24 protein-coding genes and 4 pseudogenes are annotated in these 25,954 nt (G+C 56.0%); 6 read left to right on the plus strand and 22 right to left on the minus strand.

Going from position 1 to position 25,954, the window contains the following annotated elements:
* Window positions 1-26 precede the first annotated feature (26 nt).
* The 9 genes and pseudogenes from ATG98_RS18110 to ATG98_RS18150 all read right to left on the minus strand — a co-directional run bounded on the left by ATG98_RS18110 (window position 27) and on the right by ATG98_RS18150 (window position 9,294).
* On the minus strand, window positions 27-1,316 hold the full coding sequence (locus ATG98_RS18110; RefSeq protein WP_098424038.1) for a sensor histidine kinase: 1,290 nt from the start codon (window positions 1,314-1,316) through the stop codon (window positions 27-29).
* On the minus strand, window positions 1,313-2,104 hold the full coding sequence (locus ATG98_RS18115) for a response regulator transcription factor (protein ID WP_098424039.1): 792 nt from the start codon (window positions 2,102-2,104) through the stop codon (window positions 1,313-1,315). Before ATG98_RS18115 ends, ATG98_RS18110 begins: the two co-directional genes overlap by 4 nt.
* On the minus strand, window positions 2,094-3,593 hold the full coding sequence (locus tag ATG98_RS18120) for an ArnT family glycosyltransferase (RefSeq protein ID WP_098424040.1): 1,500 nt from the start codon (window positions 3,591-3,593) through the stop codon (window positions 2,094-2,096). The genes ATG98_RS18115 and ATG98_RS18120 overlap by 11 nt, the downstream gene beginning before the upstream one ends.
* Window positions 3,577-4,617: a glycosyltransferase family 2 protein gene (locus ATG98_RS18125; protein ID WP_098424041.1), complete on the minus strand. Its 1,041-nt coding sequence runs from the start codon at window positions 4,615-4,617 to the stop codon at window positions 3,577-3,579. Before ATG98_RS18125 ends, ATG98_RS18120 begins: the two co-directional genes overlap by 17 nt.
* Complete coding sequence (locus tag ATG98_RS18130; RefSeq protein ID WP_098424492.1) at window positions 4,601-4,990, minus strand: GtrA family protein; 390 nt, start codon at window positions 4,988-4,990, stop codon at window positions 4,601-4,603. Before ATG98_RS18130 ends, ATG98_RS18125 begins: the two co-directional genes overlap by 17 nt.
* 191 nt (window positions 4,991-5,181) lie before the next feature.
* Window positions 5,182-5,867 (minus strand): annotated as a pseudogene (locus ATG98_RS18135) (VIT1/CCC1 transporter family protein).
* A gap of 86 nt (window positions 5,868-5,953) precedes the next feature.
* On the minus strand, window positions 5,954-7,240 hold the full coding sequence (locus tag ATG98_RS18140; RefSeq protein ID WP_098424042.1) for a ferric reductase-like transmembrane domain-containing protein: 1,287 nt from the start codon (window positions 7,238-7,240) through the stop codon (window positions 5,954-5,956).
* 70 nt (window positions 7,241-7,310) lie between these two features.
* Window positions 7,311-8,639 (minus strand): ATP-binding protein, encoded by a 1,329-nt coding sequence (locus tag ATG98_RS18145; protein WP_098424043.1) that lies wholly within the window; start codon window positions 8,637-8,639, stop codon window positions 7,311-7,313.
* The gene (locus tag ATG98_RS18150) at window positions 8,629-9,294 is read right to left on the minus strand and encodes a response regulator transcription factor (RefSeq protein WP_098418427.1); all 666 of its coding nucleotides are present in this window, start codon (window positions 9,292-9,294) and stop codon (window positions 8,629-8,631) included. The genes ATG98_RS18145 and ATG98_RS18150 overlap by 11 nt, the downstream gene beginning before the upstream one ends.
* A 149-nt stretch (window positions 9,295-9,443) precedes the next feature.
* Here ATG98_RS18150 and ATG98_RS18155 point away from each other — a divergent pair, with 149 nt between their 5' ends.
* Genes ATG98_RS18155 through ATG98_RS18165 form a run of 3 tightly spaced genes read left to right on the plus strand, consistent with a single transcriptional unit; the run spans window position 9,444 to window position 12,583 of the window.
* Complete coding sequence (locus ATG98_RS18155) at window positions 9,444-9,836, plus strand: PepSY domain-containing protein (protein ID WP_098424044.1); 393 nt, start codon at window positions 9,444-9,446, stop codon at window positions 9,834-9,836.
* Between the two features lie 17 nt (window positions 9,837-9,853).
* Window positions 9,854-10,339, plus strand: a complete 486-nt coding sequence (locus ATG98_RS18160) for a DUF2271 domain-containing protein (protein WP_098418429.1) — start codon at window positions 9,854-9,856, stop codon at window positions 10,337-10,339.
* Between the two features lie 18 nt (window positions 10,340-10,357).
* Entirely contained in the window at window positions 10,358-12,583 is a 2,226-nt protein-coding gene (locus tag ATG98_RS18165) for a PepSY domain-containing protein (protein WP_098424045.1), read from the plus strand.
* A 77-nt stretch (window positions 12,584-12,660) separates the two neighbouring features.
* Here the strand turns inward: ATG98_RS18165 and arsB are convergent, their stop codons facing one another.
* The 4 genes from arsB to ATG98_RS18185 all read right to left on the minus strand — a co-directional run bounded on the left by arsB (window position 12,661) and on the right by ATG98_RS18185 (window position 15,325).
* Window positions 12,661-13,731, minus strand: a complete 1,071-nt coding sequence (arsB, locus tag ATG98_RS18170) for an ACR3 family arsenite efflux transporter (protein WP_098418431.1) — start codon at window positions 13,729-13,731, stop codon at window positions 12,661-12,663.
* Between the two features lie 62 nt (window positions 13,732-13,793).
* Window positions 13,794-14,522: an arsenical resistance protein ArsH gene (arsH, locus tag ATG98_RS18175; RefSeq protein ID WP_416376584.1), complete on the minus strand. Its 729-nt coding sequence runs from the start codon at window positions 14,520-14,522 to the stop codon at window positions 13,794-13,796.
* Window positions 14,519-14,932, minus strand: a complete 414-nt coding sequence (arsC, locus tag ATG98_RS18180; RefSeq protein ID WP_098424046.1) for an arsenate reductase (glutaredoxin) — start codon at window positions 14,930-14,932, stop codon at window positions 14,519-14,521. The genes arsH and arsC overlap by 4 nt, the downstream gene beginning before the upstream one ends.
* Before the next feature lie 6 nt (window positions 14,933-14,938).
* Window positions 14,939-15,325: an ArsR/SmtB family transcription factor gene (locus tag ATG98_RS18185; RefSeq protein ID WP_218925896.1), complete on the minus strand. Its 387-nt coding sequence runs from the start codon at window positions 15,323-15,325 to the stop codon at window positions 14,939-14,941.
* A gap of 406 nt (window positions 15,326-15,731) precedes the next feature.
* Here ATG98_RS18185 and ATG98_RS18190 point away from each other — a divergent pair, with 406 nt between their 5' ends.
* Together ATG98_RS18190 and ATG98_RS22780 are read left to right on the plus strand one after the other, a co-directional pair.
* Window positions 15,732-16,088, plus strand: coding sequence for a DUF2141 domain-containing protein (locus ATG98_RS18190; protein ID WP_228706200.1), 357 nt, complete (start codon window positions 15,732-15,734; stop codon window positions 16,086-16,088).
* A 273-nt stretch (window positions 16,089-16,361) separates the two neighbouring features.
* Window positions 16,362-16,421, plus strand: a pseudogene (locus tag ATG98_RS22780) (hypothetical protein); the annotation flags it as partial.
* 60 nt (window positions 16,422-16,481) lie between these two features.
* Here ATG98_RS22780 and ATG98_RS18205 read toward each other — a convergent pair.
* The 9 genes and pseudogenes from ATG98_RS18205 to ATG98_RS18245 form a co-directional block, all read right to left on the minus strand.
* Window positions 16,482-17,894 (minus strand): NADH-quinone oxidoreductase subunit N, encoded by a 1,413-nt coding sequence (locus ATG98_RS18205; RefSeq protein WP_098424047.1) that lies wholly within the window; start codon window positions 17,892-17,894, stop codon window positions 16,482-16,484.
* On the minus strand, window positions 17,894-19,381 hold the full coding sequence (locus ATG98_RS18210; protein WP_098424048.1) for a complex I subunit 4 family protein: 1,488 nt from the start codon (window positions 19,379-19,381) through the stop codon (window positions 17,894-17,896). The genes ATG98_RS18205 and ATG98_RS18210 overlap by 1 nt, the downstream gene beginning before the upstream one ends.
* A gap of 767 nt (window positions 19,382-20,148) precedes the next feature.
* Window positions 20,149-21,327, minus strand: a pseudogene (locus tag ATG98_RS23075) (proton-conducting transporter membrane subunit); the annotation flags it as partial.
* The gene (nuoK, locus tag ATG98_RS18220; RefSeq protein WP_098418437.1) at window positions 21,327-21,632 is read right to left on the minus strand and encodes an NADH-quinone oxidoreductase subunit NuoK; all 306 of its coding nucleotides are present in this window, start codon (window positions 21,630-21,632) and stop codon (window positions 21,327-21,329) included. The gene nuoK and the pseudogene ATG98_RS23075, both read right to left, overlap by 1 nt.
* A 76-nt stretch (window positions 21,633-21,708) precedes the next feature.
* Window positions 21,709-22,314 (minus strand): NADH-quinone oxidoreductase subunit J, encoded by a 606-nt coding sequence (locus tag ATG98_RS18225; RefSeq protein WP_098424050.1) that lies wholly within the window; start codon window positions 22,312-22,314, stop codon window positions 21,709-21,711.
* Window positions 22,311-23,237 (minus strand): complex I subunit 1 family protein, encoded by a 927-nt coding sequence (locus tag ATG98_RS18230; RefSeq protein ID WP_098424051.1) that lies wholly within the window; start codon window positions 23,235-23,237, stop codon window positions 22,311-22,313. The genes ATG98_RS18225 and ATG98_RS18230 overlap by 4 nt, the downstream gene beginning before the upstream one ends.
* Window positions 23,234-24,520, minus strand: a complete 1,287-nt coding sequence (locus ATG98_RS18235; RefSeq protein ID WP_098424052.1) for a hypothetical protein — start codon at window positions 24,518-24,520, stop codon at window positions 23,234-23,236. Before ATG98_RS18235 ends, ATG98_RS18230 begins: the two co-directional genes overlap by 4 nt.
* Window positions 24,511-24,867, minus strand: coding sequence for an NADH-quinone oxidoreductase subunit A (locus tag ATG98_RS18240; protein WP_098424053.1), 357 nt, complete (start codon window positions 24,865-24,867; stop codon window positions 24,511-24,513). Before ATG98_RS18240 ends, ATG98_RS18235 begins: the two co-directional genes overlap by 10 nt.
* Before the next feature lie 92 nt (window positions 24,868-24,959).
* A pseudogene (locus ATG98_RS18245) lies at window positions 24,960-25,583 on the minus strand (IS5 family transposase); the annotation flags it as partial.
* A gap of 3 nt (window positions 25,584-25,586) precedes the next feature.
* Between ATG98_RS18245 and ATG98_RS18250 the strand changes: the two are divergent.
* The gene (locus ATG98_RS18250; RefSeq protein ID WP_228706201.1) at window positions 25,587-25,925 is read left to right on the plus strand and encodes a DUF6088 family protein; all 339 of its coding nucleotides are present in this window, start codon (window positions 25,587-25,589) and stop codon (window positions 25,923-25,925) included.
* Window positions 25,926-25,954 lie beyond the last annotated feature (29 nt).

Consider the following 25,954-nt stretch of genomic DNA (forward strand, 5'->3'; position numbering starts at 1 on the left):
GACATCTGTGCAGAGAGCTGTGCCTGTCAGGCGCGATTGTGAACGTGTATCAGGAACTCCGTTCCCTTATTGTCTGACTGTGCGATCTCCAGCTCCCAGCCCAGTCGTTCACAAACCAACCGAACGATCAGCAACCCAAAGGTGGCATTACTGAGCTCTCCGGCCGTGGAGGTAATGGCACTGGGCGCTCCGATAGCGCTCAAGTGCTCCGTTATTTTACTAGGAAGCCCGGGGCCGAAGTCTCGCACCGAGATTCTGTTTTCGATCATGCGAACCTCCACTCCGGCATGAGTGTGCCTTAAAGCATTCTGCAACAGGTTACGGAGCAACATTCGCACCAGAGCGGGATGGGTTTTGACTCTCAGCTCAAGGTTATTGTTGCAGACAGTGATTCGCCCGGCGTGAGCCGGATTTCCATGCTCCAGGTCATCAATGGTGTTTTGAACGATGTCCTGCAGCACAATGGTTCTGGCGTCGCTTTCGGACGCCTCACTGCGGGCAAGCTCAAGCAGTACGTCGGTATCGTCGCGCATGGTTTGCATGGCTCGACGAATACGGGCGAGGGTTTTCTGATCGGGTGCCGACAAGCTTTGGCGTTGCTCCAATACATTCAAAGCGCCACTCATCACCGCCAGAGGCGTACGAAGTTCATGGCTGGCCAACTTCACAAAGGATTTTTCCCGCTCGATATGGTGCTCAAGCGCAGATAGAAAACGGTTAAACGCCTCGGCGATATCGCAAAACTCCTGATCACGATAGTCCGTGGCGATTTGCTCCATCAAAGCCCCGGGAACTGTGTTGAGTACTTCGTGGGTTAGCTTTCTGAAAGGACGTATCAGGTACTGCGCTCCTGTGCGGGCAACGAAAAAGCCAATAAGCAGCATTAAACCCGCCACACCCACCAGGACGAGCAGAACCAATCTCTCACGATTCTCCATGATGGTGATGTCTTTGGCCAGAAAGAGCTTGCCATAGGGCGCTTCCAGCTGTTCGCCGTAAATTAGCAGTGTTGTCTGCCCTACTTCAATTTCCCGGGAAAACGGTAAGGAAAGGCTCCGGAAATATTCCGGCATCACTGCGTCTGCCTGGCCTTCTGGCAGAAAAACGGCCTCAAGCTGCGCTGTTTTAATGGTCTGAAAACGCCCTTGCTGAAGTTGCTCCGTGAAATACTCGGCTTCAGCCTTTAGCTCCAAACGCAGAATGGTGTCCTCAACGTCGTTAACAAACACTTCGACAATAAACATCGACGTTGCTGTGGTGGCGGCAATCAGAAAAAACAGCGTTCGCACCAGGCGTGCGGTCAAAGACGACTTCATGGCGTCTCAGGATTCCCTGTTGCTGGCACTTCCAGGCTGTACCCCCGCCCATGAATTGTTTTTACCAGCCCATTGCCCAAGCCTGACTGCAAGGATTTTCGAAGCGTATAGATATGGGTGCGAAGACTGTTGCCTTCGGTTTCTCCATGGTGAGCGCCCCATACCGCATCGGTTAACGCCTCGTGGCTTAGAAAGCTCGGGTACGCCCGCACCAGCAATTCAAACAGGCGGGCTGGTGTGCCAGACAAGGTCGTTTTTGATCCACGCAGCGCCACTTCCAGCGTACCTGGATCGAACCTCATATCGCCCGCCGTTAAAACCGGCCTCTGCGGCGAATGGCGCCGATGCAGAGCATCGATTCTTAGCTGGAGTTCGCGCAGTTCAAACGGCTTCACCAGGTAATCATCCGCGCCGCAATCAAAGCCTTTTTCCTTGTCGCTAAGGGCGCTGAGTGCCGTCATCAAAATGACTGGGGTCTGGCACTGCAGGTCTTGACGGATACGCCGACAAATATCATAACCATTGACGCCGGGTAACATCAGGTCAAGCACGATCACGTCATAGCTTTGCGTGGCCAGAAGGTGCAAAGCCGTTAAACCGTCCGCAGCAAAATCCAGGCTGTAGCGGTCTTCACCCAGAAACTCGAACAGGTTTTCTGCCAGATCGACCTGGTCTTCGATAATCAACAGTCTGAGAGAAGACTGCGCCGGAACCTTCCGAGAAACTTGGCTAGAATTTTGGGCGGAAGCTTGGAGAGAAGCCTCGATAGAAGCTTGATTAGATGTCATTCGAGCGAACTCCGTTGGTGTCAGACACCGATTGCTGATCGCGGCGGAATCCATCAATGACCAGCAATTGATAGCGCTTATTTTCCATCACTTTTCTGGCTGACGGTGATAAATCAGCCACTTTTTCGCTTGACCATTTTTGGGGTACCGCAACATACAGATGTTGAAATGCGTCTGTAACGGGCAAATCATCCAAACCGTCTCTGGTGACTTCCAGAGCCATTCCACCTGAGTAAAATCTGGCTGAAAATGGCAGATCGCCCAGATAGATCAACGGGCTGTCATCGGCTTCCCTGACCTGCTCATAATAGCTTACCAGTTCCTTCTCTGTTTTGAGCTGCGTCCAGCCCATGGTGGCGACACCCACGAACACTGTCAGTAAGACAGGCACAAGCGCCACCAAACCACCGCGCACAGATGATAACCAGAAAGGCTTACATTCTGACACCCAGCGGCCGATCAAAATGGCGGTAAACGGCAGCGAAGGTAGTATATAAGTCCAGAGTGTATTACCTGCAAGCGTGAAAAATAGCATCGGTGCCAGTGCGCTTACCAGTAAAAAGCTAACGCCCGGGTTCGACAGTGTCCTGCTTACGATGCCGTGTCTTTTGCCCCTGAACCACGCCAGTGCCAAGCTGAGAACCGCGACTATGCCCCAGGGGAACGAGGCCCACAACCAGAACATCCAGATCATGCCTTTTGGTTGATTATGGGCGCTGCCATAAAGGTCACCCGCCCACCCCGGATCCAGAAACCGGCGAATATGCTCCCCAATAATAAAGTAATCCAGAAACCCGGGCGTCTTTAACTCAGCCAGTATGTACCACGGGCAGACCAGCACGGCCGTCATCAGTGTTCCTCGCAACCAGGGCAGTCGTCTCAGATTGTTGACGGCTTCGCGCCATGAGAGCAGTAACCACAACACGATGGGAATCCCGACGAGCACCAGGGCTAAAGGCCCCTTGGACAGAAGTCCGATCACCAAGCCAACAAAGAAGAGCCAGCGCCACCGGCCGCCTTCTCCCAGCATCGCCAAACAGAAACTGACTAACGTAAGGGTTGTGCCTAGGGCCAGAAAGGCGTCTGTCATCACGGCACCAGCACTGATATAAGTGAGCGCCATGGTGGCGAACACCAGGCAGCTCCATTGAGCCACCTGAACACTCCAAAGTTGCTTCGCCAGACGCCATACAAGCCAGACCATCGCAAGCGTTGCCAGCCAGGCGGGAAAGCGCAGCGAAAACTCCGACACACCAAACACCTTGATCGCCGCCGCCTGGGCCCAGAATGACAAAGGCGGCTTGCCCCAAAAAGGAACGCCGGGCTCAAACCAGGGTGTAATCCAGTCACCGGTTTCGGCCATCAGCCGAGCAATTTCCGCGTAACGAGGCTCAGTGGTGTCAGCAAAGGGAAACAGCGCCATGCCGATGAAACGACTGACCATTATTGCAGCCAGTATCAGCAGCCAAACGTTAAACCGCTTTGACATGACGCGTCTCCGTCATTTTTTGGTTAGCCTGTTGGCGCAGGCCATCCCGACTTTCAACGACTTCCTCTGTCAGGTAGATCGGCCGCTGCTTTGACTCCATATAGGTCTTACCGACGTATTCGCCCACGATGCCTACGCTCATCAGCTGAATACCCCCCAAAAAACTGATAATGGCCACAAGCGAGGGATAACCGCTGGTCGCATCGCCCAGCATGATGGCCTTAACCACGATCCACAGTCCGAAGACCGCGCCCATACTGGCGGCAATGAGCCCGATCACAGTCGCCCAGCGCAACGGTGAAATAGAAAAAGAAGTCAGCCCTTCAAGAGCCAGGCCTACCAGCCCTGGGTAATCCCATTTCGTCTCCCCGGCCACTCGCGATTCACGGTCGTACTGGATAACCTGAGTAGGCATGCCAATCCAGGCAAACAACCCTTTCATATAACGATTGCGCTCCGTCAGCACCAACAGAGCGTTAACGGCTTTGCGGCTCATCAACCGGAAATCGCCGGTATCCACCGGAATATTGGTTCGACTGGTCCGGTTCAGCAAACGGTAAAAAAGGTGTGCACTCCAGCGTTTGAACACGGTTTCGCCCGCCCGTGAACGACGCTGCATCAGAACAACGTCAACACCAGATTGCCAGCATTCGACCATAGCCGGAATCTGCTCGGGCGGATCTTGCAGATCAGCGTCCAGCACGATCACCGCATCGCCCCTTGCGTGTTCCATCCCCGCCGTCATTGCAGCTTCCTTGCCGAAATTCCGGCTCAGTTTGACAAGGCGGACGCCGGGCGTTCGGTCGATAACACTGCGAATGTACTGGGCACTGCCATCGTCACTACCATCATCAATCAGCACAACTTCCCAGCGTAGATGCAGCTTGGCAAGCACAGGTAAAACCCGGTCGAAGAATAGTGGCAGCATCGGGCGCTCGTTGAAAAGCGGCACCACCAGTGATAGCAGCGGCTTATCAAGCGGGCCATCAAACGGTAAAACAGGGAACTCAACGCGTTTGTTCATGGAAGACCAACCTTTGGTAGACGATGTAATTCAGTGCAGCGACAAGAGCTGTGGTTACGACTTGTGACAGCGGTACGGAAAGTGTCAGAACGTTATGGAGCAGGAAGAAAAAGACGAGATTGCACAGCCAGGCAACAAAGCAGGAGCCTATATAGCGCCAGAGCGTTACCCTGTGGGGACCGGCATTGCGGAATGCCAGGCGCCGTTGGAGGCCATAGTTGAGTGCGGCGCCAGACACGCTTCCGCTTGCGGTTGCCAGTGTTGGCTCAAGGCCTGCGCCGATCAGCGCTGCCATCACAAACCAATGGAACAGCGTGGCAAGGCCGCCGGCGGCAATAAACCCTTGCAATTGAAGCGGTAAGAATTGTTTCATTATGAAAATGACCACCACATTGACGACTGATAGAGTCGGCCTGACATTGAGATGCTAGGATAGCCCACCCCATGTCATGGCTTTGTGGAGGTTTCATCAGAAAAATGTCAAAAATTGACAGATTGTGGTTTATCTCAGAATATTTTTTAAACTGGGATGTTTGATGATCCGCAGCCATCTTCCCTGAGCAATCATGCAACCACACCGAATATTCGACCTACGCCAGCTGTAAGTGCCATTGCCAGTGCACCCCAAAATGTGACCCTGATTGCGCCGATAGCAATTGACGCCCCGCACGCGCAGCCATTCCGCCTAGAAGAGCGAGGAAAACCAAAGCAGATGCTGCAACAACAGAAATAAGCTGGCTACCCGGTACAAGCCACGCCGCCGCTAACGGAAGTGCGGCGCCCACGGTAAAAGTGCCTGCCGAAGAGAGGGCAGCCTGAACAGGTTGGGCGCGAGCACTTTCCGAGATACCGATCTCATCCCTGGCATGCGCACCCAGTGCATCGTGGGCCATTAGCTGTTTAGCAACTTGCATCGCCAAAGCCGACTCAAGCCCTCTGCGTTCGTATATTAAAGCGAGCTCCTCTGTTTCAGACTCAAAGTCCTGTTCCAACGATCTTTTCTCAATCGCCAGATCGGCTTTTTCAGTATCAGACTGAGAGCTAACGGACACGTACTCGCCCGCAGCCATAGACATAGCGCCTGCGACTAAACCGGCAAGTCCTGCCAAAAGAATGCCTTCATGAGCGCTGCTAGCCGCAGCAACACCAATAATAAGGCTCGCTGTAGACACTATTCCGTCGTTCGCACCCAGGACTGCAGCGCGTAGCCAACCTACGCGATGTGATCGATGGTTTTCAATATGGCTCATGTGCTTACCCAATCCCGCGTTACAAGTAATGAGGTTGAATGAAAACCCCTCGTAGATCTCATAAACAACATTTACCACACTAGCACTCAGCGAAACTCAAAAATTTCCTGATGAAAGCGCACCGATACGGACTGTTGCTTGAGGCCGCTTCGCAGCGCCTTTGCCAGGCCTTGCGGCCCGCAAAACCAGACATCCACCTTGGCGCTAAGGATCTGCAGTTGGTTTGCGGTCAATCGCTGTCCCTGCAGACTGTCGTGGATGTGCAGTGATATGTCCGGAAGTTGCTCCGTCAGTTGTTTCAGGCGAGTCACCATTGGGTCATTCACGGCTCCTGCGGTGCAGTAGTGGAGTGTCACGGCTGGATGTCTTTTTTCGGTATTCATTAGGCGGTTGTCCAGCGCTGCCAGAAACGGTGTGATGCCGATGCCGCCCGCCACCCAGATCTGCTGGGTGTTTTTCCTGCCGCTGTCGAGATCAAAACGACCATAAGGGCCTTCGAGCGTCACCTCCTGGCCACTGTGCAGCTGCTGCGGAATCTTGCGAGTGTAGTCTCCTAATGCCTTGATCTGAAAACTGAGTTGACCGGTGGCATTGTCAGCACAGGACAGGCTAAAAGGGTGTGCCCCTTCGATCCGGTCGAAGGTCACCAGGGCGAATTGTCCGGCTCGATGCCCGGGCCACCGTTTTCCCATGTCACAGACGACTTCCGTGATGTTGGCTGATGTCTGTTTGACGGCCTGAACCATCCCTTTGTAGCGGTGACTCCTGCCGATCTTTCCGGTCAGTGATTGCAGGCTCGCGGTGGCACCACCGACTATTAACAGCGCCATCAGCCAGCCGGTGGGTTGTTGCCACCACAGCAGCGGAGCCAACAATAGTGCATGGGCGGCCAGTGCCAGATAAATCAGTGGCATCACCCGGTGCAGGTAACGCCAGTAACCGTAGGGCACCCAGCGAATCAGGGTAATAACAACCAGAAACACCAGCAGATACAGGCCGGGTTCGCCCAGATCTTCAGCGCCATCCTGCAGACTGTCCAGTACGCCCGAAAAGTTGGCTTCCTTTAAGCCGCGATCGGTTCCAAACAGGGCTTCAAGGGCATCATCCGCCATTTCGATCAGCCAGTGTGACAAGGCAAAAATGACGGCCAGAATGCCGGTCCATTTATGCAGCTGATACATTCTGTCCAGACCACCCAGCGGGGATTCCAGCCACCCAGGGCGGGTAGCCAGCAGCATAGTGATGGACATGAAGTTGATGGCAAGGTATCCACTGAGTGTCAGAAATTGCTCATAGCTCAGCCCGGGAGACCAGACACTCAACTGAACCGCTAAAAGCAGAAAAAGGACGACACTGGTGCGTAGGTTGGGCACAAACAAACTCCGTTTGGGTTTGTCTGAATTATGCAAAGTGAACCTGACACCAGCCTTAAACCTTCGGTTTTCATTCGACCACAATAATATTGAGTTCGGCTTCAAAACCGTCGCTCTGGCCCGAGGCTGGTGACCGAAGGTTCAGGGATATGCCCGCGCCGCTGGCGATGGCTTCAACAATCGCAAGCCCAATGCCGGAACCCACTGTTTTTGTGTTGGAGCGGACAAACCGATTACGCAATAAGGCAAGTTTCTCCGGCGATACAATCTCACCGCGATTGACCACTCGCAGAGTACCGTCATCTGTCAGGCTGATATTCACAGGTTGATCGTCCGCGCCGTGCCTAAGGGCATTTTCGATCAGGTTCCGAACCAGAATGGCGAAGGCGTCCAAGTCAAGTAATGACGTAACGTCACCATCAGGCAGGTTGAGCAGGAGTCGGCCTGGCGCCTGGTGGTCATAATCACTGGCGACCATCCGCAGTATGGGCACAAGGTTGTGACCCTGTTCCGATAAGGCACTGCCACCCTCGGCCTTCGCCAGTTCCAGCAGCTTCTCTGACAGTCTGGACAGGGTGCGAAGCGACTCTTCAATCTCGCTGGCTCGTGCTTTCACTCCTGGATCCTGCGTTCCCGTCTTTAACCGCTGTAGCTTGGCCAGCGCCGTTGCCAGTGGGGTTCGCAATTCATGGGCACTGTTGGCGGTAAAACTGCGCTCTGCTTCAAGGGCGCGACGCAGACGTTCCAGCAACCGGTTCACCGAGATCATGATGGGTTCAAACTCTTCCGGCAAACGCTCGACTGCGACGGGCGAAAGATCGCCACCACCGCGAATTTCTATCGACTGCTGCAATTGAACAACCCGACGAAGTGACCGTTTTATCACCCACCACACCCCAACCAGGCTGATGGGAATCAGGAATATAAGCGGCAACAGTAATGCAAGGCTCGTGTCCAGAACGGCTTCGCGCCTGTGGTCCAAAGGTTCGGCAACCTCGATATAGAGGGTTTCGCTGATGGCTGATTCCCCGTATATCCGATGAGTTGGCGTGTAAGAGAAGCCTTCTCGCGGAATAGCGCCGAAAATCTGGGGGTCCGCGTCGTGGGATTGCAGCAGCAACTTGCCTGACTTGTTACGAACCAGATAGGTGAGATACTCGTTGTGTTCTTTCAGGGCCAATACCCGCTCCAGACCTGGGTCCCCTTCCCGGTTCAGTATGTCGGTCACCGCCAAAGGCAGGATACGCTGCGCTGTTTCCTCCAATGCACTGTCGAACACCTCGTTCATTTCGTGCCGGGCCACCACGCCTGATGCGATAACACCCAACAGCCAGAGCAAGGTCACGCCAAGGGTAAGCCAGGTGCCGAGGGTTTTGTGTAATCTGGTTCTAGTGCTCATTGGGTTCCAGCCTGTAACCCATCCCTCTGACGGTCACTATGGCATCGTGCCCCAGTTTTTTGCGCATACGGCTGATATAAACCTCTATGGTGTTGCTTTCAATTTCAGCCCCGAATTCGTACAGCCGGTCTTCAAGCTGAGCCCGCGATAGCAGTATTCCCGGGCGTTGCAGAAATCCCTCAAACAGCGCCCATTCACGGGCAGTAAGCTCCACCGGCTGGCCGTTGCGGCTGATGCGGTGGTCACCCAGATCCACTTCAAGGTCGCCAACACGCACCAGAGGATTCGGATTGCCGCGATAACGGCGCGCCACGGCGGCCACCCGGGCAGACAGTTCTGATAGGTCAAAGGGCTTCACCAGGTAATCGTCGGCACCGGCATTCAGCCCCGCGATGCGGTCTGACACTTGGTCCCTGGCGGTCAGAATGATTACGGGGGTTGTATCACCGGCTGCCCTCAGTTTTTTCAAAAAATCAAAACCGTGACCGTCTGGCAGCATCAGGTCGAGCAAAATCAGGTTATAAGGCGTGGTTTTCACGCTCGTATCAGCGAAAGCGAGGCTCTGTACCCAATCTACGGCATGGCCATCTTCGCTGATCTGATCCCGCACGGCCTCGCCCAACCCGGTTGTATCCTCAACCAACAGTACCCGCATATCTCACCCTTCCCGTGATCGTGACCAAACGATACTACAGCCGTTACCTGACCGCAGCCTGAAGCAGCATTATTACCGTTCAGGCCAGTGTCAGGTAGCAAGCTTAAGATTGTTTCAACGGACTCAACGGACTCAACGGGAGACATGCCATGAATATAAAACCCCTTGTTATCACCTTTTCGTTGCTGCTCATGAGCGGCAGCGCCTTGGCCGACGATGATTGCGATGACCCGATTGCCGGATGGCAACCCCGGGAGAGCCTGCGACAGAAGCTTGAAGCGGAAGGTTGGAAGGTGTTCCGCATCAAGGTGGATGACGGCTGTTACGAGGTTAAAGGAAGGGATCCAAACGGTCATCGTGTGGAGGCCGAGTACTCGCCAGCGACCTTTGAGCTGAGGGAAATGGAGCGGGAGGATGACGATGACGACGATCACGATGATGACCGTCATGGCAAGTCACGAAACGACAACGCATCGACCAATGAAGACCCGGTTTCGCCTAAGGGAATCGTCAAAGGTCGCCCCACCGTGACTGTTGAGTAATTAAAGGAGAGTAGATCATGAAAAAGATTCTGTTTGCGCTAGGCCTTGCGGCTGTGATGGCAGTACCGGGCTACTCACAGGCACAGGCACAGGCCAGGGAAGTCACCTTCAGCACACAACTGAGCAATTACGGCGGCGACGGAGCTTATCTTGCGCTCTACCTGACCGATGCCGATGGCCAATATCATGAGACCCTCTGGATATCCGGTGAGAAAAGCAAATATTACAAGCATCTGCGCGATTGGGCCCGGGGCAGCGGTTTGAACCAGGCTGAATATGATGGCCTGACCGGCGCCAGTGTGACCAGTGGGCGCACCCAGAACGTGACCCTGGAACTTGATGGCGCATTGATCGATGCCGGCTACCAGGTTCGTGTGGATAGCGCCGTTGAAGATATGCGCGACAACCGCTCGGATGTGGTGGTCCCGCTAACCACGGAAGGCTCTGGAAAGTCGGTTGCTGGCCGTGGCTACGTCCAGTCTTTTGTCTATAACCTCAAGTAACTGACGGGAGCCAGCTTCATGCTACGCAAGCTACATGGTTGGCCTGGACTGGTCGCCGCATTGCTGCTTTTGGTGCTGGCGACCACGGGCGTTGTTTTGTCCGTTGTACCCGCCATTGAACGGGCGGGCGCAACCATCCCGCCGACCGGTGAAATCAGCGTTGCTGACCTGTCTGAGCGTGTCGTGGCGCATTATCCGGGCACCGAGCAGATACAACGTTCTCTTTCAGGCGAAGTTGTCGTCTATTACAGCCGTGACCGTCAGCCAGGTGCCGATCTGGTTAACCCGCTGACCGGTGAGGGTATTGCCCCCTATCAGCCATCGGATTTTTTACGCTGGGTAAAGAACCTGCACCGCTCATTTCTATTGGATGATGCAGGCCGAATGCTAGCAGGCGGCTTGGCGGTAATGATGCTACTGCTCTGCCTGTCCGGCGTGTTTCTGCTGGCTCGACGTATGGGAGGTTGGAAAGCCATTTTAAAGCCCATTGCTGGTTCCGGTAGCTCGCGGATTCACGCCGAGCTGGCACGGTTTGCGGTGATTGGTTTGTTGCTGTCGGCACTGACGGGCAGCTACATGTCTGCCGTGCGGTTTGGCCTGCTGCCAGAGGCTGCTGCTGCGGAGCCATCCTTTCCGGCGGAGGTTTCAGGCGGCACGCCGGCACCGGTGAGCTCTCTGATCGCGCTAAAAAACGTAGACGCTAACGAACTGCGTGAGCTGGTATTCCCTTACCCGAATGACCCCAGCGACGTCTATTCCCTGAGCACGACCCAGGGTTCCGGGTTCGTTGATCAGGCAACCGGGAAACTGCTGCAGTACCAGCCTCGCTCTGCGGGTAATCAGTTCCAGCACTGGATGATTCGCCTGCACACAGGTGAAGGCCTGTGGTGGTTGGGTTTGATTCTCGGGATGGCTGCGCTGACCGTTCCGGCACTGTCGTTTACCGGCCTACAAGTCTGGTGGCAGCGGCGTTCATCATCTGCTCGCCCGGGTAAAGGCGCCAGTACCGAAGTGGCGGATGTGGTTATTCTGGTGGGTTCAGAAGGCAATACCACCTGGGGTTTTGCCAAAGATCTTCAAAACAAACTCAATCAGGCCGGCAAAAAAGTACATTGCGCGCCGATGAATGACCTGGCAAAACGCTACCCGCAGGCCTCGGTGCTTTTTGTTCTGACATCCACCTACGGTGACGGTGACGCGCCCTCCTCCGCCAGTCAGTTTATGACCCGACTTGAACGCTTTCAGGCGGATGACGGATTAGGGTTTGTCGTTCTCGGGTTTGGTGACCAACAGTTTCCGAAATTCTGCCAGTATGCGCTGGATGTGGATGCCGCCCTCAGCAGCAAAGGCCTGCAGAAAATGCACCCCGTTACCCGAATTGATCGCGGCTCCGCACTGCAATTTCGGGAATGGGGCGAGGCTATCAGCCAGCACATGGGCATCTCATTGGCGCTGACCCACAATCCCGTGCCAGCCGCCACTGCGGAATTCGAGCTTGTTGAACGTGTGGACTATGGCGTTGCGGTAAACGCGCCTACCAGCATATTGCGTTTCAGGCCGGTACAAGATTGCAGGAATTTATGGCAGGTGTTGTCTTTCAGAAGCCGGTCGCATCTGCCGAGTTTCGAAGCGGGTGACCTGTTTGGCGTTGCGCCACCGGGGGATAACACGGCCCGATTGTACTCGCTGGCGTCTTCGGCCTCGGATGGGCAGTTGGAAATCTGCGTGCGCAAGCAGACCAACGGCCTATGTTCAGGGTATCTGCACAACCTCAAACCGGGAGCTCGTATTACCGGGTTTATCCAGCAAAACCCGGGCTTTCGTCCGGCGGGCGGTGCAACGCCTATTATTCTCGTAGGCGCTGGTGCAGGGATAGGCCCACTGGCCGGCTTTATTCGAAAAAACGCGGATCTGAGCCCCATGTACCTCTACTGGGGCGGGCGCAATCCGCAATCGGATTTTCTCTACCAGCCGGAGCTTGGCGGTTACCTGGATGACCACCGTCTTACCGGACTGAATACGGCGTTTTCACGATCAGCAGAAAAAGCCTATGTTCAGGATGCCATCATGGCTGATGAAACCGCATTGCGGCAATTGATTGAGAAAGGCGCCCAGGTGCTGGTATGTGGTGGCCGGGATATGGCTTCCGGCGTAAGTCAGGTGTTTGACTCCATCCTCAAACCCTTGCACATGAATGTCGATGAGCTGAGAGCCGAGGGGCGCTATCTGGAAGATGTTTACTGACATGGAATGCAAAAATGGTTGTAGCGCCGTTATGCCGTAGCTTTGAACGCCATATCAATAGCTTAACGCCGAATCTGTTACGCCACCGGAAAGTGGCCGCGGGTGGCGTTGGCAAAACGCACCAGAGCTAGCATAACGGGCACCTCTACCAATACACCGACCACCGTTACCAGCGCCGCGCCTGACTGCAATCCAAACAGCGCAATGGCAACCGCCACGGCCAGCTCGAAAAAATTACTGGCGCCGATCATACCGGCAGGCGCCGCAACGCAATGGGGCACCTTCCAGGCCTTCGCCCAGCCGTAAGCGATGAAGAAGATCAGCACGGTCTGAAGAACCAGCGGGATAGCAATCAGCACAATGTGCAACGGATTAGCGATAATCACGTCGCCCTGGAAAGCGAACAGCAACACCAGAGTGATAATCAAGCCAATGGGTGTGATCGGTGCCAGGCGTTTCATAAAAACGTTGCTGAACCATTCGATACCACGTCGCTTGATAACCGCCTGACGAGTCAGATAGCCAGCGCCCAGCGGGATGACAATATACAAGACCACTGACAGGATGACCGTATCCCAGGGCACCTGAATGTTTGACACGCCCAGCAGGAAAACGACGATGGGCGCGAAGGCGAACAGCATGATTAAATCATTGAGCGCCACCTGAACCAGAGTGTAGGCAGCGTCGCCCCGCGTGAGGTAGCTCCACACGAAAACCATGGCGGTACAGGGCGCAGCACCCAGCAATATAGCGCCAGCCAGGTATTCATTGGCCCGATCCGCGGGTATCAGAGGCGCGAACACCACGGTAAAAAAGAACCAGGCGATGGCGAACATGGTGAAAGGCTTGATCAGCCAGTTCACCGCCGTGGTAATAACCAGCCCCTTGGGCTGACGGCGAACGCCGAGAACCGACGTGAAGTCGACCTGCACCATCATGGGAAAGATCATCGCCCAAATCAGCACCGCGACGGGAATTGAAACCTGCGCAACCTCAAAGCGTGACAAGGTCTCGGGGATGGCGGGAGCGAACTGCCCTATCAGCACACCCGCTATAATAGCCAGGGCTACCCAGAGCGTAAGAAAACGTTCAAAAAGCCCCATACCTTCAGACGCGCTAGGGGACTGTGAGCTTTCAGGTGTGGTCATGCCTCGTTTCCTTTGATCATTATTAACGTTGCGTTGCGTCAGCGGCTATCGAGTTTCTGGCGTCAAATGGCGCGCTGATTAACGCGATTTGACAGTGTATCGGCGCTCTCTTTGCGCTCCGAGTAACGATCGGTCAACGCAGTGTTGCGGTCGCGTACCAGCCAGGTGAACTTCACCAACTCTTCCATAACATCGACGATTCGGTCGTAAAAGGGTGACGGTTTCATGCGGTCGTTTTCGTCGAATTCCATGAAAGCCCTGGGCACTGACGACTGGTTTGGGATGGTCAGCATGCGCATCCAGCGCCCTAACACGCGCAGTTGATTCACGCTGTTGAATGACTGCGAGCCACCGCAGACCTGCATCACGGCCAGAGTCTTGCCCTGGGTTGGGCGCACGGCCCCCAGCGTCAGCGGAATCCAGTCAATTTGTGCTTTCATGATGCCGGTCATAGCGCCGTGGCGTTCCGGCGAACACCACACCATGCCCTCAGACCATTCGGCGAGTTCGCGTAACTCCGCAACCTTGGGATGGGAAGCGTCCTCGGCGTCGGGGAGCGGCAGTCCGGTAGGGTCGAAGGTTCGAACTTCACAGCCAAACCAGCTCAGCAGCCGCCCCGCTTCTACGGAAACCAGCCGAGAAAAAGACCTCGCTCGCAGCGAGCCGTAGAGCATTAGAATACGGGGGGCATGCCGAGATGCGCCGGGGCCGACCAACGCCTCAATATCAATGGCGTGAAGCTTGTCAGGGTCGATGTTGGGCAAGTCATGCAACAGGGTCATACGGGTCATTGCGCGACTCCCGCATGGTGAATCACGTCTCCGTCTTCCTTGGTGAAGTGCGCAATGGGGCTTTCGAGCATATCCAGAACGCGCTCTGACGGTCGGCACAAGCGGGCCCCTTTGTCGGTCACGACAATTGGCCGGTTGATCAGAATCGGATACGCAATCATGGTGTCGATCAACTGGGCATCGCTCAATGCCGGATTATCGAGCCCTAGCTCATCAAAGGGCGTGCCTTTGCGCCGAAGAAGATCGCGAGGCGTTATCTGCATCATCGAAAGCAGTGTTGCCAGTTGCTCTCGAGTGGGCGGTGTCTTGAGATATTCCACGACTTCAGGCGCTTCACCCGAGGCCTTCATCACTGCCAATGTGTTACGCGAGGTTCCGCATTCAGGATTATGATAAATATAAGATTTCATGATCTCTCAAAGCTCGTCCGATTGGGTGGAACAGGCGATTAACGAGGATGTGAGCGGCTCACAGACCTGTGGATGGCCTGCACAGCAGTCGTTAACCAGAAATTTGATCGTCTCTTGCACACAATTTAAATTCGCTCGATAGATAATGGAGCGACTCTGGCGCTGGGAGAGAACAAGCTCTGCACGGGCAAGCACCGACAAATGTGCGGACATGGTATTGTGCGGCACGCCCAGTTGTCTTGCGACCTCACCAGCAGGAAGCCCCTCTGGCTCATGACGAACCAAAAGCCGAAAGGCCTCCAGTCGAGTCTCTTGGGAGAGCGCGCCAAATATTGCTGTTGCTTCTAAAGTTTCCATATGTCCAAGAATATGGACATAATGAGGTTTAGTCAAGCGTCACAACACGAATGCAGGCAATCAGGGTATACCCAGCACTTGAAGCATTTTTATAGAAGAACTACTGTCGAACGGAGGGTGATTTTCCTACTACCCTGATTAATTTCCGCAACGACGTTTGCGGCGACGTGCTCCAGGCGTTTCTGTGAAAGATGTTATTTCTCATTGAATTAGCTGCAAGGCTGTTAATGGCGGATTCAACTAAACTACGCAAGTCAGACCTATGAGGGCGCTCATGAGTGAGTCAAAAAATTGTAAGTCCGTGTTGGCCTCCACGGTCAGGCATCCAGTAGTGACGCTGCTCTCTCCCCTGAGGGCTCGGTTTATAGCATTGTTTACAGTGCTAGTATTGACGAATCTTCCCGCAATCACCTTTGCCCAATCAGCGTGCCCTGGCATTCACGTGAAGATTCTGGACATCAGAAACAGCGCTGGAGCCGTAGCTTGCGCGCTTTTTAAAACGTCAGAAGGCTTTCCTACTGAGTTTCTGCAGTCAGCGACCAATATCATAATGACAAAGGTTCAGGATACGCAGGCGCGTTGCGATTTTGTAGGCATCCCGCCGGGTACCTATTCGCTTGCCGTTATTCATGATGAAAATATGGACGGCAAGCTTGGCTCCAACGGGATAGGGATCCCCACGGAAGGCTACGGTTTTTCAAACGGTGCAAGCGCCATGATGGGTGCGCCTTCGTTCGAGGCCGCCAGATTCCCGTACGATGGGAAAAACCTGGATCTGACGATCAGCTTGGGTTACTGAGTCACACCCACCTTGTTCCGTGAAGTGTAAGGTATGACCCCATTCGCACTTGATCCCTGATCAGACGCTCGCCTCCCTGAAAGAAACCAGCCTCCGCTTGTTCTCGTCCCAGAGCGCCAGGCGCACTGATTCGATGCTTTCGCGCAAAGTGACCCGGTTGAATGTTTGAAGTTCCGGGTAGTCCTTCAACACCTCGGTTCCCCAAGGCCGGCGCATGGTGTTTTTCCCCGGCTCGACCATTGGTAACTTCGAACCGGTAAGCACCGGATCGAAATGCATCTGGTCAGCGGATGCGACACCCGCATTTCGATCGCTGACCAGACGTTTAACCTGCGCTCTGGTGAAACCATCCACACCGAAAATTCCTATAAATACAGTTTGGACAGTGTCCATTTAACGGAACTGTATGAAGGCACTACTTTGAGCCAAGCTGATCAAACCATTTGCCCAGAGCCCCAGCCCCAGAACCATCAGCCCGGTTACGATCATGGTGGCGGCCGCAGGCCACCCCAGATCTGCCACGCTCTGTTGTTTTTCCGGAAACACCAGGGTTGCAATAACACGCAAATAGTAGAACAGCGAAACAACCGTATTAATCACCGCAACCACGGCCAGCCAGGCATAGCCGCCTTCAATAACCGAACTGAACAGCAGCAGCTTGCCAAAGAAACCAATCAGAGGCGGCAAACCCAGGAACGACAGTAAGGCCAGAATGATCACACTGGCGCACCAGGGGCGTTGATGGGCAAGACCGCGATAGTCCTCTAATTCCGTTCGCCCTCTCAGGTACACCACCACCGCGAACGCAGCAACGTTAGCCACCGCGTAGCCGGCCAGAAAAACTAGTAACGCCGCCAAGGCCTGATCCACCGCGCCAATAACCACGATGGCCATTAAGGCATAGCCGGACTGGGATACGGCGGACCAACCCAGCAGCCGGCGCAGATTTGTCTGCCAAAGCGCGGCCAGATTACCCCAGGTCATGGTAGCCACGGCCATCAGCGCGATCGCCCAGCGCCAGCCCAGGGTTTCAGGTAATAGCATGGCGAAGCGCGCCAGAGCGATGGCGGCCCCTACCTTGGTAACAACCGTAATCAGCGCCGCGACGGGCGCCGGTGCGGCCTGCGCGATATCGGGCATCCACATGTGAACCGGGGCCGCGCCCATTTTGAAACCCAAACCGATCAACACCAACACGAACGCCACAATGATGACCCACGGGTCGGGGTTGGCGGCCAGCCCCGCCGCCAGTTCGGTGTAGCCGGTAAATCCCGTCAGGCCAAACAGCAGCACCACCCCGACCACCAGCAAGGCGTTGGCAAGCGCACCGATCAAAAAGTATTTCATGGCGGCTTCTTGCGCCGGGCTCCATTGGCGGTGATACCCGGCCAGTGCGTAACCGGTGACCGACGACAGCAGAACCCCCACAATCAGCTGCATGGTATCCGCCGCTGCAGCCATCATAACGGCGCCAATAACGGCAAATAAAAGCAGGCTGTAATACTCGCCATGGCGGCGATCGGTTGCCATCCACTGTGGTGACAGCGCCGCGGCGGCGAGAGCTGTGCCAAAAATAAGCAGCTTGGCAAAGCGCGCGCCGCCGTCCAGCGCCCAGACTCCGGAAAACGTCAGTTGGGCCGCGTTATCCCAACGGCTTAATACCACGCCAAAGCTAATCCCCAGCAACGTGATCGCCGCTATGGCACACAGCCAGTGCAGGCGGTGCGGCAAGAACGAGGCCGCAACAACGATAGCGGCCGCGCCAATCAACAGAATCAGTTCTGGCAATAAATCGGCGACTGGCATCAGCTGCCCCTCACCAGCCAGCCGGTCGATGTTTCGATCAAATCGATCAACACGGCGGGATAAACGCCAATCACCACAACCAGCAGCAACAGAATGCTCAACACGGTGAATTCGGTGGCATTGAGATCCGGCATGGTCTTCCAGCGCTCAGGCAGCGGGCCGAAGAACAGCGACTGCAGCATACGCAGGAAGAGCGCGGCCGAGATGAGCAGCCCCAGCAAAGCAATGGCGGCCAGCCACGGGTACACACCAAAGGTGCCGACAAATATGTGGAACTCGGCAACAAAGCCCGCAAGCCCCGGAAGCCCCAGGCTGGCGAAGGCCGCCAGTGTGGTCAGGTTGGCCAGTTTGGGTGTGCGCCCCGACAGCCCACCATAGGCTGAAAAGTCGTAGGTTTCTCCCCGCTGCCAGAACGACCCTGCGATCAAAAACAGCGCCCCGGTAATCAGGCCGTGCGCCACCATTTCTATGGTCGCGCCCATCAGCGCCATGGAGCGAGCGGCTTCACTGCCACTCAGCATGGCACCTGCGGCGGCAATGCCGAGCACGGCGTAGCCCATGTGGTTGATGGAGGTGTAAGCAATACGGCGTTTGATGTCTTTCTGCCCCAGGGCCACCAAGGCGCCATAAAGGATCGAAACCAGAGCCAGAATGGCCAGGGGCAGCGCCCATTTTGTGAAGGTCTCGGCCATCATGCTGTAGGGAATACGGATCAGACCGTAAGTGCCCATTTTGAGCATTACACCCGCCAGAATGACGGAAACCGGCGCCGGCGCGTCTACGTGCGCGCTCGGTAGCCAGGTATGAAACGGTGCCAGGGGCGTTTTGATGACAAAGGCCAGAAGGAAGGCGGCCATAACGACGCTGGCGATGGTGCCGCCCCCGGCCAGGGGTTGTAGGGCAATCAGTTCACGCATATCGAATGTTAAAGGATCTGTCGCAAGATACAGGCCCAGAATTGCCAGTAAAAGAAACAGCGAACCAAACAGCGTGTAGATGAAAAACTTGAGCGCAGCGTATTGCGGCTTGCCGTGCCCCCATCCGGCTATCAGAAAGTACATACCGACCAGGGTCAGGTCGAAAAAGACATAGAACAGCAACAGGTCAATAGCCAGGAATACCCCAAGAGAGGCCGCCTCCAGGAACAGAATCCAGGCGTAATACTGGCGGGCAGAGCCACGGGTATCCACCGGGTAAGCCACGGCCGCGGCAAACAGCAGCGCCGACATGGCGGCTATTGCTAATGCGATACCGTCAACCCCGAGGCGGAACCCCATACCCAGCGATGGCACCCATTCTACCTCCTCAGCCAACTGAAACATTGCCCCGTTGGTGTCAAAACGCCACCAGGCAATCGCCATCAACGCCAGCGGAACAAGGGAGATCCCGACAGCCCAGATACGGGCGGCCGATTGCGACCAGCCGGGCCAAAAAGCCAGAGCGAGTGCGCCGAATAGCGGAACGGCCAGTGCAGCGGTGAGTATCAAGACAAACCTCCTTTGATGATGGCCAAAACCAGCGTGAGTACGAAAACTCCCACGCCGACTGCCATCAGGCTGTAATAGTGGTGCAACATGCCCGACTGAAGCCGCCGCACCTGATGGCCCGCCTGGCCGGAAAGGTGGGCCGGAGCTTCTGGCAGCTGGTCAGACAACCATTCAAGAAAGCGGCTGCCGAACGTGGCGAGCGATTGCCCAAAACGCGCGAACCCCTTGGGCAGTTGGTCAAATGTCCATTCACCCGAGCGGTTGCCAACGCTGGCAAGCCAAAGTGCAAAATGCGCACTGGCGCGAATACCGGCATCCACCGCCTGGTCATCAAGGCTCGCCAAGCGGCGCGCGAGCGCGTCTACCGGTATTACAATCAGGCGGCGGGCGAGGTGTGGCAAAAACATCCACTGGGCCAGAAAATCACGCACGGCACTGGCGCCCCGATCGCCCTGCCCGAGCTCTCTGACCGCCATTCGATACCCGCCAAACAAGCCCAGCAATACCAACGCCAATGAAAGGGCAAACTCCCACAGCTTGGTGCTCGGGAACGTCAGGCTCAGCCACTGGCTGAGCTGGCTGTGCAGGTTGGGTAACCAAAGCACACTGCTCAATAAAACGAGGCTAGCGAGTAGATAAAGCGGTGCACGTTGCGACCAGCCCATGGCGCCCTTGGGCTGATCGCTTTCATGTCGATCACTGTGATGAAAAAACAGGCTGCACTGAAAACGCGCAGCGTAAAGCGCACTCAGGCCGCCGGCAAAAGCTACCAGCACCGCGAGCCACGGGGTTATCAGCCCTGCCGCTGATAAAACACCTTCTTTTGACCAGGCTGCCCCCAGCGGAAACAGGCCCGCCAAAGCCAATGCCGCAATTGCGTTTACGTATTTGAGGTCGCGGGGTAGAGGAACGCGGGCAATCTGCGCCAGGTTATAGCTGTCTGCCCTGTGCCCGGCAATGCCTGCCATTATGAACAGCGGCGCTTTCATCAGCGCGTGTAACGCGAAATGCAGCAAGGCGACAGCGGGATAACCGGCACCGATGGCCACAAACATCAGGCCGTAATGGGCGGATGTGGAACCTGCCAGTAAGCGTTTGGCGTGTGGAGATGCCGCTGCCACAAGCCCCCCGGCGAACGCCGTGGCGAGACCCACTGTTACGAGCACCGGCCCAAACCAGCTGACACCCGCCAACATCGGTTGAAACTGAACCAGCAGCACAACCCCGGCGGCAACCATCGTGGCCGCGTGCAGCAAAGCAGAGACCGACGCGGGGCCAGACATCGCTGAAAACAGCCAGGGTGAGAATGGCAGCTGGGCCGACTTGCTTAGGGCCGCCATCGTCACGCCGGCCGCGAACAGGCTTGTCGCCAGCGGGCTCATCTGATCTAGCCCTGCATAAGCCAGGCTTCCGGTCTGCTGGAAGGCGATAAACGTCGCCAGGTACAAGCCCAAGTCCCCAGCGCGGGTGGCCAAAAACGCCTGTGAAGCATGGCGGCCCCGCTCTTTATCCTGAAACCGGTGACCGATCAGCAGCCATGATAGGGCGCCGGCGATCTCCCAGGCAATTAGCAGGCTCAGCAGATCCCGCGCCAGAATAATCAGCTGCATAACGCCGATGAACGCAACCAGCAGCGTTACCAGGCGGCCCAGTCTGTCAGTGTCTTCATGAGCAGCGGCATAGAACACGATGGGCGCAGCCACTACCGGTACCACCATAGCAGCCAGGAAGGTTGCCGGGGTAAAGTCGGTCGTGAGTTGAAGCTGGCTGCTCCAGCTCAGTGAGCCTGTCCAGCCGAAGGACTCGGCCCATAACACCAAGGCGAGCTCGGCGGTCACCACAGCGGTTGCGGATAACGCAATCGCTAACCGCGAATGACTTTTGGCCCAGTGCAGATACAACAGCGCCGCGGCAACGATTGGGAACAGCGGGATTAACCAGAGCATCAGTGTTTCAGCCCGTCCAGAGCTTCTGTCATGTCCGCTTGTTTGGCTCGGTAAACAGACACCACCAGGGCAAACCCCATCGCCATCTCAATCGCCATTACGGCCATCGCTATAATCGTTAGCAGTTGCCCCTCAGGCGCTCCGCCTGCCGTCAAAGCCCAGAAACTCACCGCAGCCAGCATGGCGCCGTTCAGTATCAACTCAAGCCCCATCATTAGCATGACAAACGACTGTTGAGAAAACGCTCCGTACAGACCAATGCCTATCAGCGCGGCAGCAACAATCAGCAGTGTTGGCAGCGTCATTTAAGGTCTCCTTATTTTTGGTCGAGCCGTTTCTGGTCTAGCCGTTTCTGGTTGAGCCGTTTCTGGTTGGGCAATCCTAGTGATGATGATGTTGGTGCCCCTCCTCTTTCGCTTCGGCCGGCATGTCGGCCGGATCACCACCGGGTTCCAGCCCCGGCGGCCGCGAGCCGAGGTTGGCGGCGCCGTAGCGACCGCGGTGACTGGTCAGCATAACCACCGCGATCATCGTCGCCAGAAGGGTTACGCCAGCGGATTCGAACACCAGCATGGAATCACCCAACAGTTCATGGCCCAGGGATACCACTGGCTGTAGTCCCTCTGGAACCGGTCGCGACGGGAACTGGCCGAACACAGCGACCGCACTGAGCGCAGCAAAAGCCACCACCCCGACACCGATGGCCACTTTTTCCTGATGCACCATTTTCATCGGGTTCAACCCGGCGGGGTTCATCATGAACATCACCATGAACAACGCCATAACCATCATCTCAACGGCCATCATGAAAAACAGCGCCACCCCCAGGTACACCGCGGCCAACAACAGCATGATCACGCCCACCGCGAGGAAAGAAATGAGCAAGAAGAACGACGCGCGCACCATGGAGTCAGTCACAAAGACCCTCCAGCCCGCATAGATTGCGATGGCGGCATTAATATAGAAGGTAATATCGACAGCGCTCATAACAAGGCCTCCACACCTGCCCAGGCAAGATCCAGAAACGCCAGCGGCAATAGAACCACCCAGGCGATGGTCATGAAGCGCTCAGGTGCCAAGCGAGGCAAGCGGTGCCCCAAAACAACCAGTATCAGCACAATAGTCAGCGTTTTAAGCACCAGCCACACAGGCCCCGGCAGCCAGGGGCCCTGCCACCCGCCCAGAAAGGCAGAGGCGGCAATGGCAGAAAATGATAGCAGCATAGCGGCGCGACCCATTTTCCAGAGCAGCCTGATCCGGCCGGAATCCTCCGACGCCGCGCCCCCGTGCAGATCATCAGCGTCGATAAAATTCAGCGGCCCCCAGAAGCTCACGCCCAATCCCACAATCAGAAACAGCGGCAAACCCAGCGGCTGGCGAATTACATTCCACATCTCGGCTTGCGCATCGACAACGGCGCTGACTTGCAGTGACTCGGCCGGCAGGGCAACACCAATCAGCACAAACATACTGACCAGGATGTACGACAAACCAAGAGCGACATAGCGATAGGCGCCAAGCAGCGGAAAGTGGGCGTTGGGGGCCCAACCTTTGAGAAAAATGAGGACGGTCGCCAGGGGTTCAATAGCTCCCCAAAAAACGATACCCGTGGTCAAGTCTACCGGGACAAATTCGCGACTCCATGGCACCAGTGCCAGGCCCATGGCAGCCAGCATCAAATAAAGTATGGGCGCCAGCCTCCAGGCGGGCATGTCCGGCGTCTCGGTCTGATTATGTGGCGCGTACCAAAGGCGTGCGGCGCTTTGCAGGGGAAGCAGCAGCGAATTGCTGCGCTGCTGGCCGGTGATTCGCGCCTCCACCGCGCAATCAAGCGCAGCCACGCAATATATGCCGACTAGCATTGCCAGTAGCACCACACCGACTGAAGCAACCAGAAGCGTATGGGTCAAACGGCGTCACTCATTTGCGCCTGGGCCAAACCCGCATGCCGAACGGCTGGCAGGTCGAAACTGCCCAGAACGGACATCGCCTCGCTCCACTCCAGGCCGATCAGCAGTGGTGGGAGAAGATCGCTGCAATCCAGCGGCGGCGCGGATTTTGTTAATGGACCAACGGGTGACTCCACCGCCGCAGAGGGCGAACTCATGGCCCGGTTCCTGGCCCCCGCTTCGGCGAGGGTGAGCGCCTGTTCGGCTTCATCCAGCCACTGTTTCCAGCGTGAAGCACCGGTGCCCTTTTTCTGAACAATGGGTTCAAAACCAAGCGTGACATAAGCAGGATCATTCTGGCGTGCGTCTTTGGCGCTGCCGGCCGCTCTTGCTGCGGGGCCGGCTAATCGGATGCGGCTTTCACCCTGTACAACACCCTTTCCAGCCCCCGCCACCCAGCGCAGCGACCGCAAAACTCCGGCATTCGTCACATCAGAGATTAAGTGGCCGGGCTGTAGTTCGGCGGCATTGTGCCGAAGACGTTGTGCGTGAGCCTTTAGCCCGTTCAGTTGCAGCACGGCGGCCAAACGGCGCAGATGCCAGGCGGCGCGGGCAAGTTCAAGCTCGGTAATGGCAACCGGTTCGTTAACGGCCCTGTAAAACACACTCGGCAGCGTCCGCTCGTAGGGTCGTGAAACCAGCTCCCAGCCAGCGATGACATCACCGTGCAGCGTTACTTTAGCCACCATTCCAGGGGGTAACAAGGGCGAAAACGGCCCGATCGAGAACACCAGTGGGTCGAGTTGCAAGCCATCCCGAAGGTCTTCCTCCGGCATAGCCATAGGTCGCCCATAAGGCTTGCCGCCCATCATGCCTTCGCCACCGTGGCCGTCGCCCACACCTTTCCATGGCGCCGGTGGCAGATCCGGGCACAGATTCACATCGCCGGTTTTATCGCCGGCATCGAGTGCCTGAACGGCCCTCTGTATCCGTTGCCCTAAATCTGCAGAGGCCTCCACCACAATCGCGGAGGCAGACAGCTCCGGGGGCATCGTCGTTGTGCTGCACCAAGCGATAATTCGAGGTGCCGGCACCTGATCGTGAACGCGCCTGAACGCTTCCTGATCGTTTTCGTCGATGGCGCCAAGCACAACTACGGCGCGCGCATGTTTTGGTGACTGAGCGACCGTCACCGCCGGGGATAGATAGAGCGCCTCAAGCGCCGCCTCGCCGGACTTCCCGACGACGGGAAAAATCGACACAGGTGCCTGATTCGCCATCTTGCGCAGCCAGTTCACTGCCATTTGAACGCCCCCTCGCGCCAGCCATAAAGGATGCCGATCGAGAGAATGCCAAGAAACATACCCATCTCGGCCAGGGCCTTGATACCTTCGGAGACATACACAACGGCCCATGGGTACATGAACATCATCTCCATCTCGAAGGCGATGAGCAGCAGAGTCATAGGATAGTAACGCACATGGAAGCGCGACCAGGCGTGGGTGTCCGGTTGCCCGCCACCCAGAAAAGGCGCCCGTTGTGGCCAGGGGATCGGATTTTTTGAATGCCCGGGCGTGCGCTGCACCCAAAAGCCAAAGCCTGCGGTAATCATGCCAACCAGCGCCAATACCAGTAACTGCCTCAATTCCATGACAAGGTTCGTGCCTCTTTACGTAGAAAGTGCGTGCAGACCATCTATAGTAAGTTCATGGTTTTATAAAAAGCCTAGGGTCTGTTGACGTTTCACATCGGCAGCCATAGGAATGCGCAAGCGAGTGCCACGACACCTTCGTAATTTCGTCCGGGTTTGTCGTATCTGGTAGCGACAGCCCGAAATTGCTTGAGTCTGGCGAAAGCATTTTCAACCAAATGCCGGTATTTGTATAACCGACAGTCGAGCCCCTTATCGGCTCGTTTTGAATTGCGCCTGCAAGGGATCGTCACATGCATGCCGCCGTTTTCAATATGTGCTCTGATCTTCTCGCTGTCAAAGCCTTTGTCAGCGCCCACGGTCTCGGCTTCCCTCAGTGTATCGATCAGTTCGGGCGCTACGGTGCAATCGGCTGTCTCACCGCCTGTGATGCTGAAAGAATAGGGTAAACCACAAGCATCCACCATCAAATGTATCTTGGAAGTGTTGCCAGCCCTGCTTTTGCCGATATTCTGAGGTCTGCCGCCAGCAGCACCGGCACTGTGCTGATGAGCTTTGACGTAGCTCCCGTCCATGAACGCCCACTCCAGATCAGGCTCGATAACCAGCGCATCGAACAGCGCTGTCCAGACCTTTTTCTTTGACCAGGCATTGAATTTTCTATACACCAAATTCCACTTGCCAAAGGCTTCTGGACGGTCTCTCCAGGGTACGCCAAAGTGCTGCGGTTATTATCTGAATTCGGAATTAGAAAGTTCCACGAACTGTGGACGACTGTGTCTGTGCAAAAAGCGCTGAGCAGACTTGCCCAGGAAGGCGTGGTCGAACGAGTAACCAAAGGTATTTGTGTACGCCCAAAGACCTTGGTCAGCATGCCATCTATCAAAATCACGGCAAGTGCAGAACAGATAGCCAAAAAATGGGCACAGCAGCACGGCTACACACTGGTAAGGCAGGGTATTTATTCCGCTTATCGACTTGACCTCCATCAAGGCCTCCTTCCCGATGAGCAGAAAGCCTTTCACAAATCCGGGCCCGGCTCATACCGAGCGCTTTAATCACGACTTCCGGACTTTCACCCTCCATA

The organism is Marinobacter sp. LV10R520-4, from assembly GCF_002563815.1.
Lineage (GTDB): Bacteria > Pseudomonadota > Gammaproteobacteria > Pseudomonadales > Oleiphilaceae > Marinobacter.

Bases quoted from the DNA above. Each gene is read 5' to 3' on its own strand.
- ATG98_RS18110 (WP_098424038.1), bottom strand. From the start codon at position 1,316: ATGAAGTCGTCTTTGACCGCACGCCTGGTGCGAACGCTGTTTTTTCTG.
- ATG98_RS18115 (WP_098424039.1), bottom strand. From the start codon at position 2,104: ATGACATCTAATCAAGCTTCTATCGAGGCTTCTCTCCAAGCTTCCGCC.
- ATG98_RS18120 (WP_098424040.1), bottom strand. From the start codon at position 3,593: ATGTCAAAGCGGTTTAACGTTTGGCTGCTGATACTGGCTGCAATAATG.
- ATG98_RS18125 (WP_098424041.1), bottom strand. From the start codon at position 4,617: ATGAACAAACGCGTTGAGTTCCCTGTTTTACCGTTTGATGGCCCGCTT.
- ATG98_RS18130 (WP_098424492.1), bottom strand. From the start codon at position 4,990: ATGAAACAATTCTTACCGCTTCAATTGCAAGGGTTTATTGCCGCCGGC.
- ATG98_RS18145 (WP_098424043.1), bottom strand. From the start codon at position 8,639: ATGAGCACTAGAACCAGATTACACAAAACCCTCGGCACCTGGCTTACC.
- ATG98_RS18150 (WP_098418427.1), bottom strand. From the start codon at position 9,294: ATGCGGGTACTGTTGGTTGAGGATACAACCGGGTTGGGCGAGGCCGTG.
- ATG98_RS18155 (WP_098424044.1), top strand. From the start codon at position 9,444: ATGAATATAAAACCCCTTGTTATCACCTTTTCGTTGCTGCTCATGAGC.
- ATG98_RS18160 (WP_098418429.1), top strand. From the start codon at position 9,854: ATGAAAAAGATTCTGTTTGCGCTAGGCCTTGCGGCTGTGATGGCAGTA.
- ATG98_RS18165 (WP_098424045.1), top strand. From the start codon at position 10,358: ATGCTACGCAAGCTACATGGTTGGCCTGGACTGGTCGCCGCATTGCTG.
- arsB (WP_098418431.1), bottom strand. From the start codon at position 13,731: ATGACCACACCTGAAAGCTCACAGTCCCCTAGCGCGTCTGAAGGTATG.
- arsH (WP_416376584.1), bottom strand. From the start codon at position 14,522: ATGACCCGTATGACCCTGTTGCATGACTTGCCCAACATCGACCCTGAC.
- arsC (WP_098424046.1), bottom strand. From the start codon at position 14,932: ATGAAATCTTATATTTATCATAATCCTGAATGCGGAACCTCGCGTAAC.
- ATG98_RS18205 (WP_098424047.1), bottom strand. From the start codon at position 17,894: ATGCCAGTCGCCGATTTATTGCCAGAACTGATTCTGTTGATTGGCGCG.
- nuoK (WP_098418437.1), bottom strand. From the start codon at position 21,632: ATGACGCTGCCAACACTGCTGATTGTTGCTGCCGCGCTGATAGGCATT.
- ATG98_RS18225 (WP_098424050.1), bottom strand. From the start codon at position 22,314: ATGAGCGCTGTCGATATTACCTTCTATATTAATGCCGCCATCGCAATC.
- ATG98_RS18235 (WP_098424052.1), bottom strand. From the start codon at position 24,520: ATGGCAGTGAACTGGCTGCGCAAGATGGCGAATCAGGCACCTGTGTCG.
- ATG98_RS18240 (WP_098424053.1), bottom strand. From the start codon at position 24,867: ATGGAATTGAGGCAGTTACTGGTATTGGCGCTGGTTGGCATGATTACC.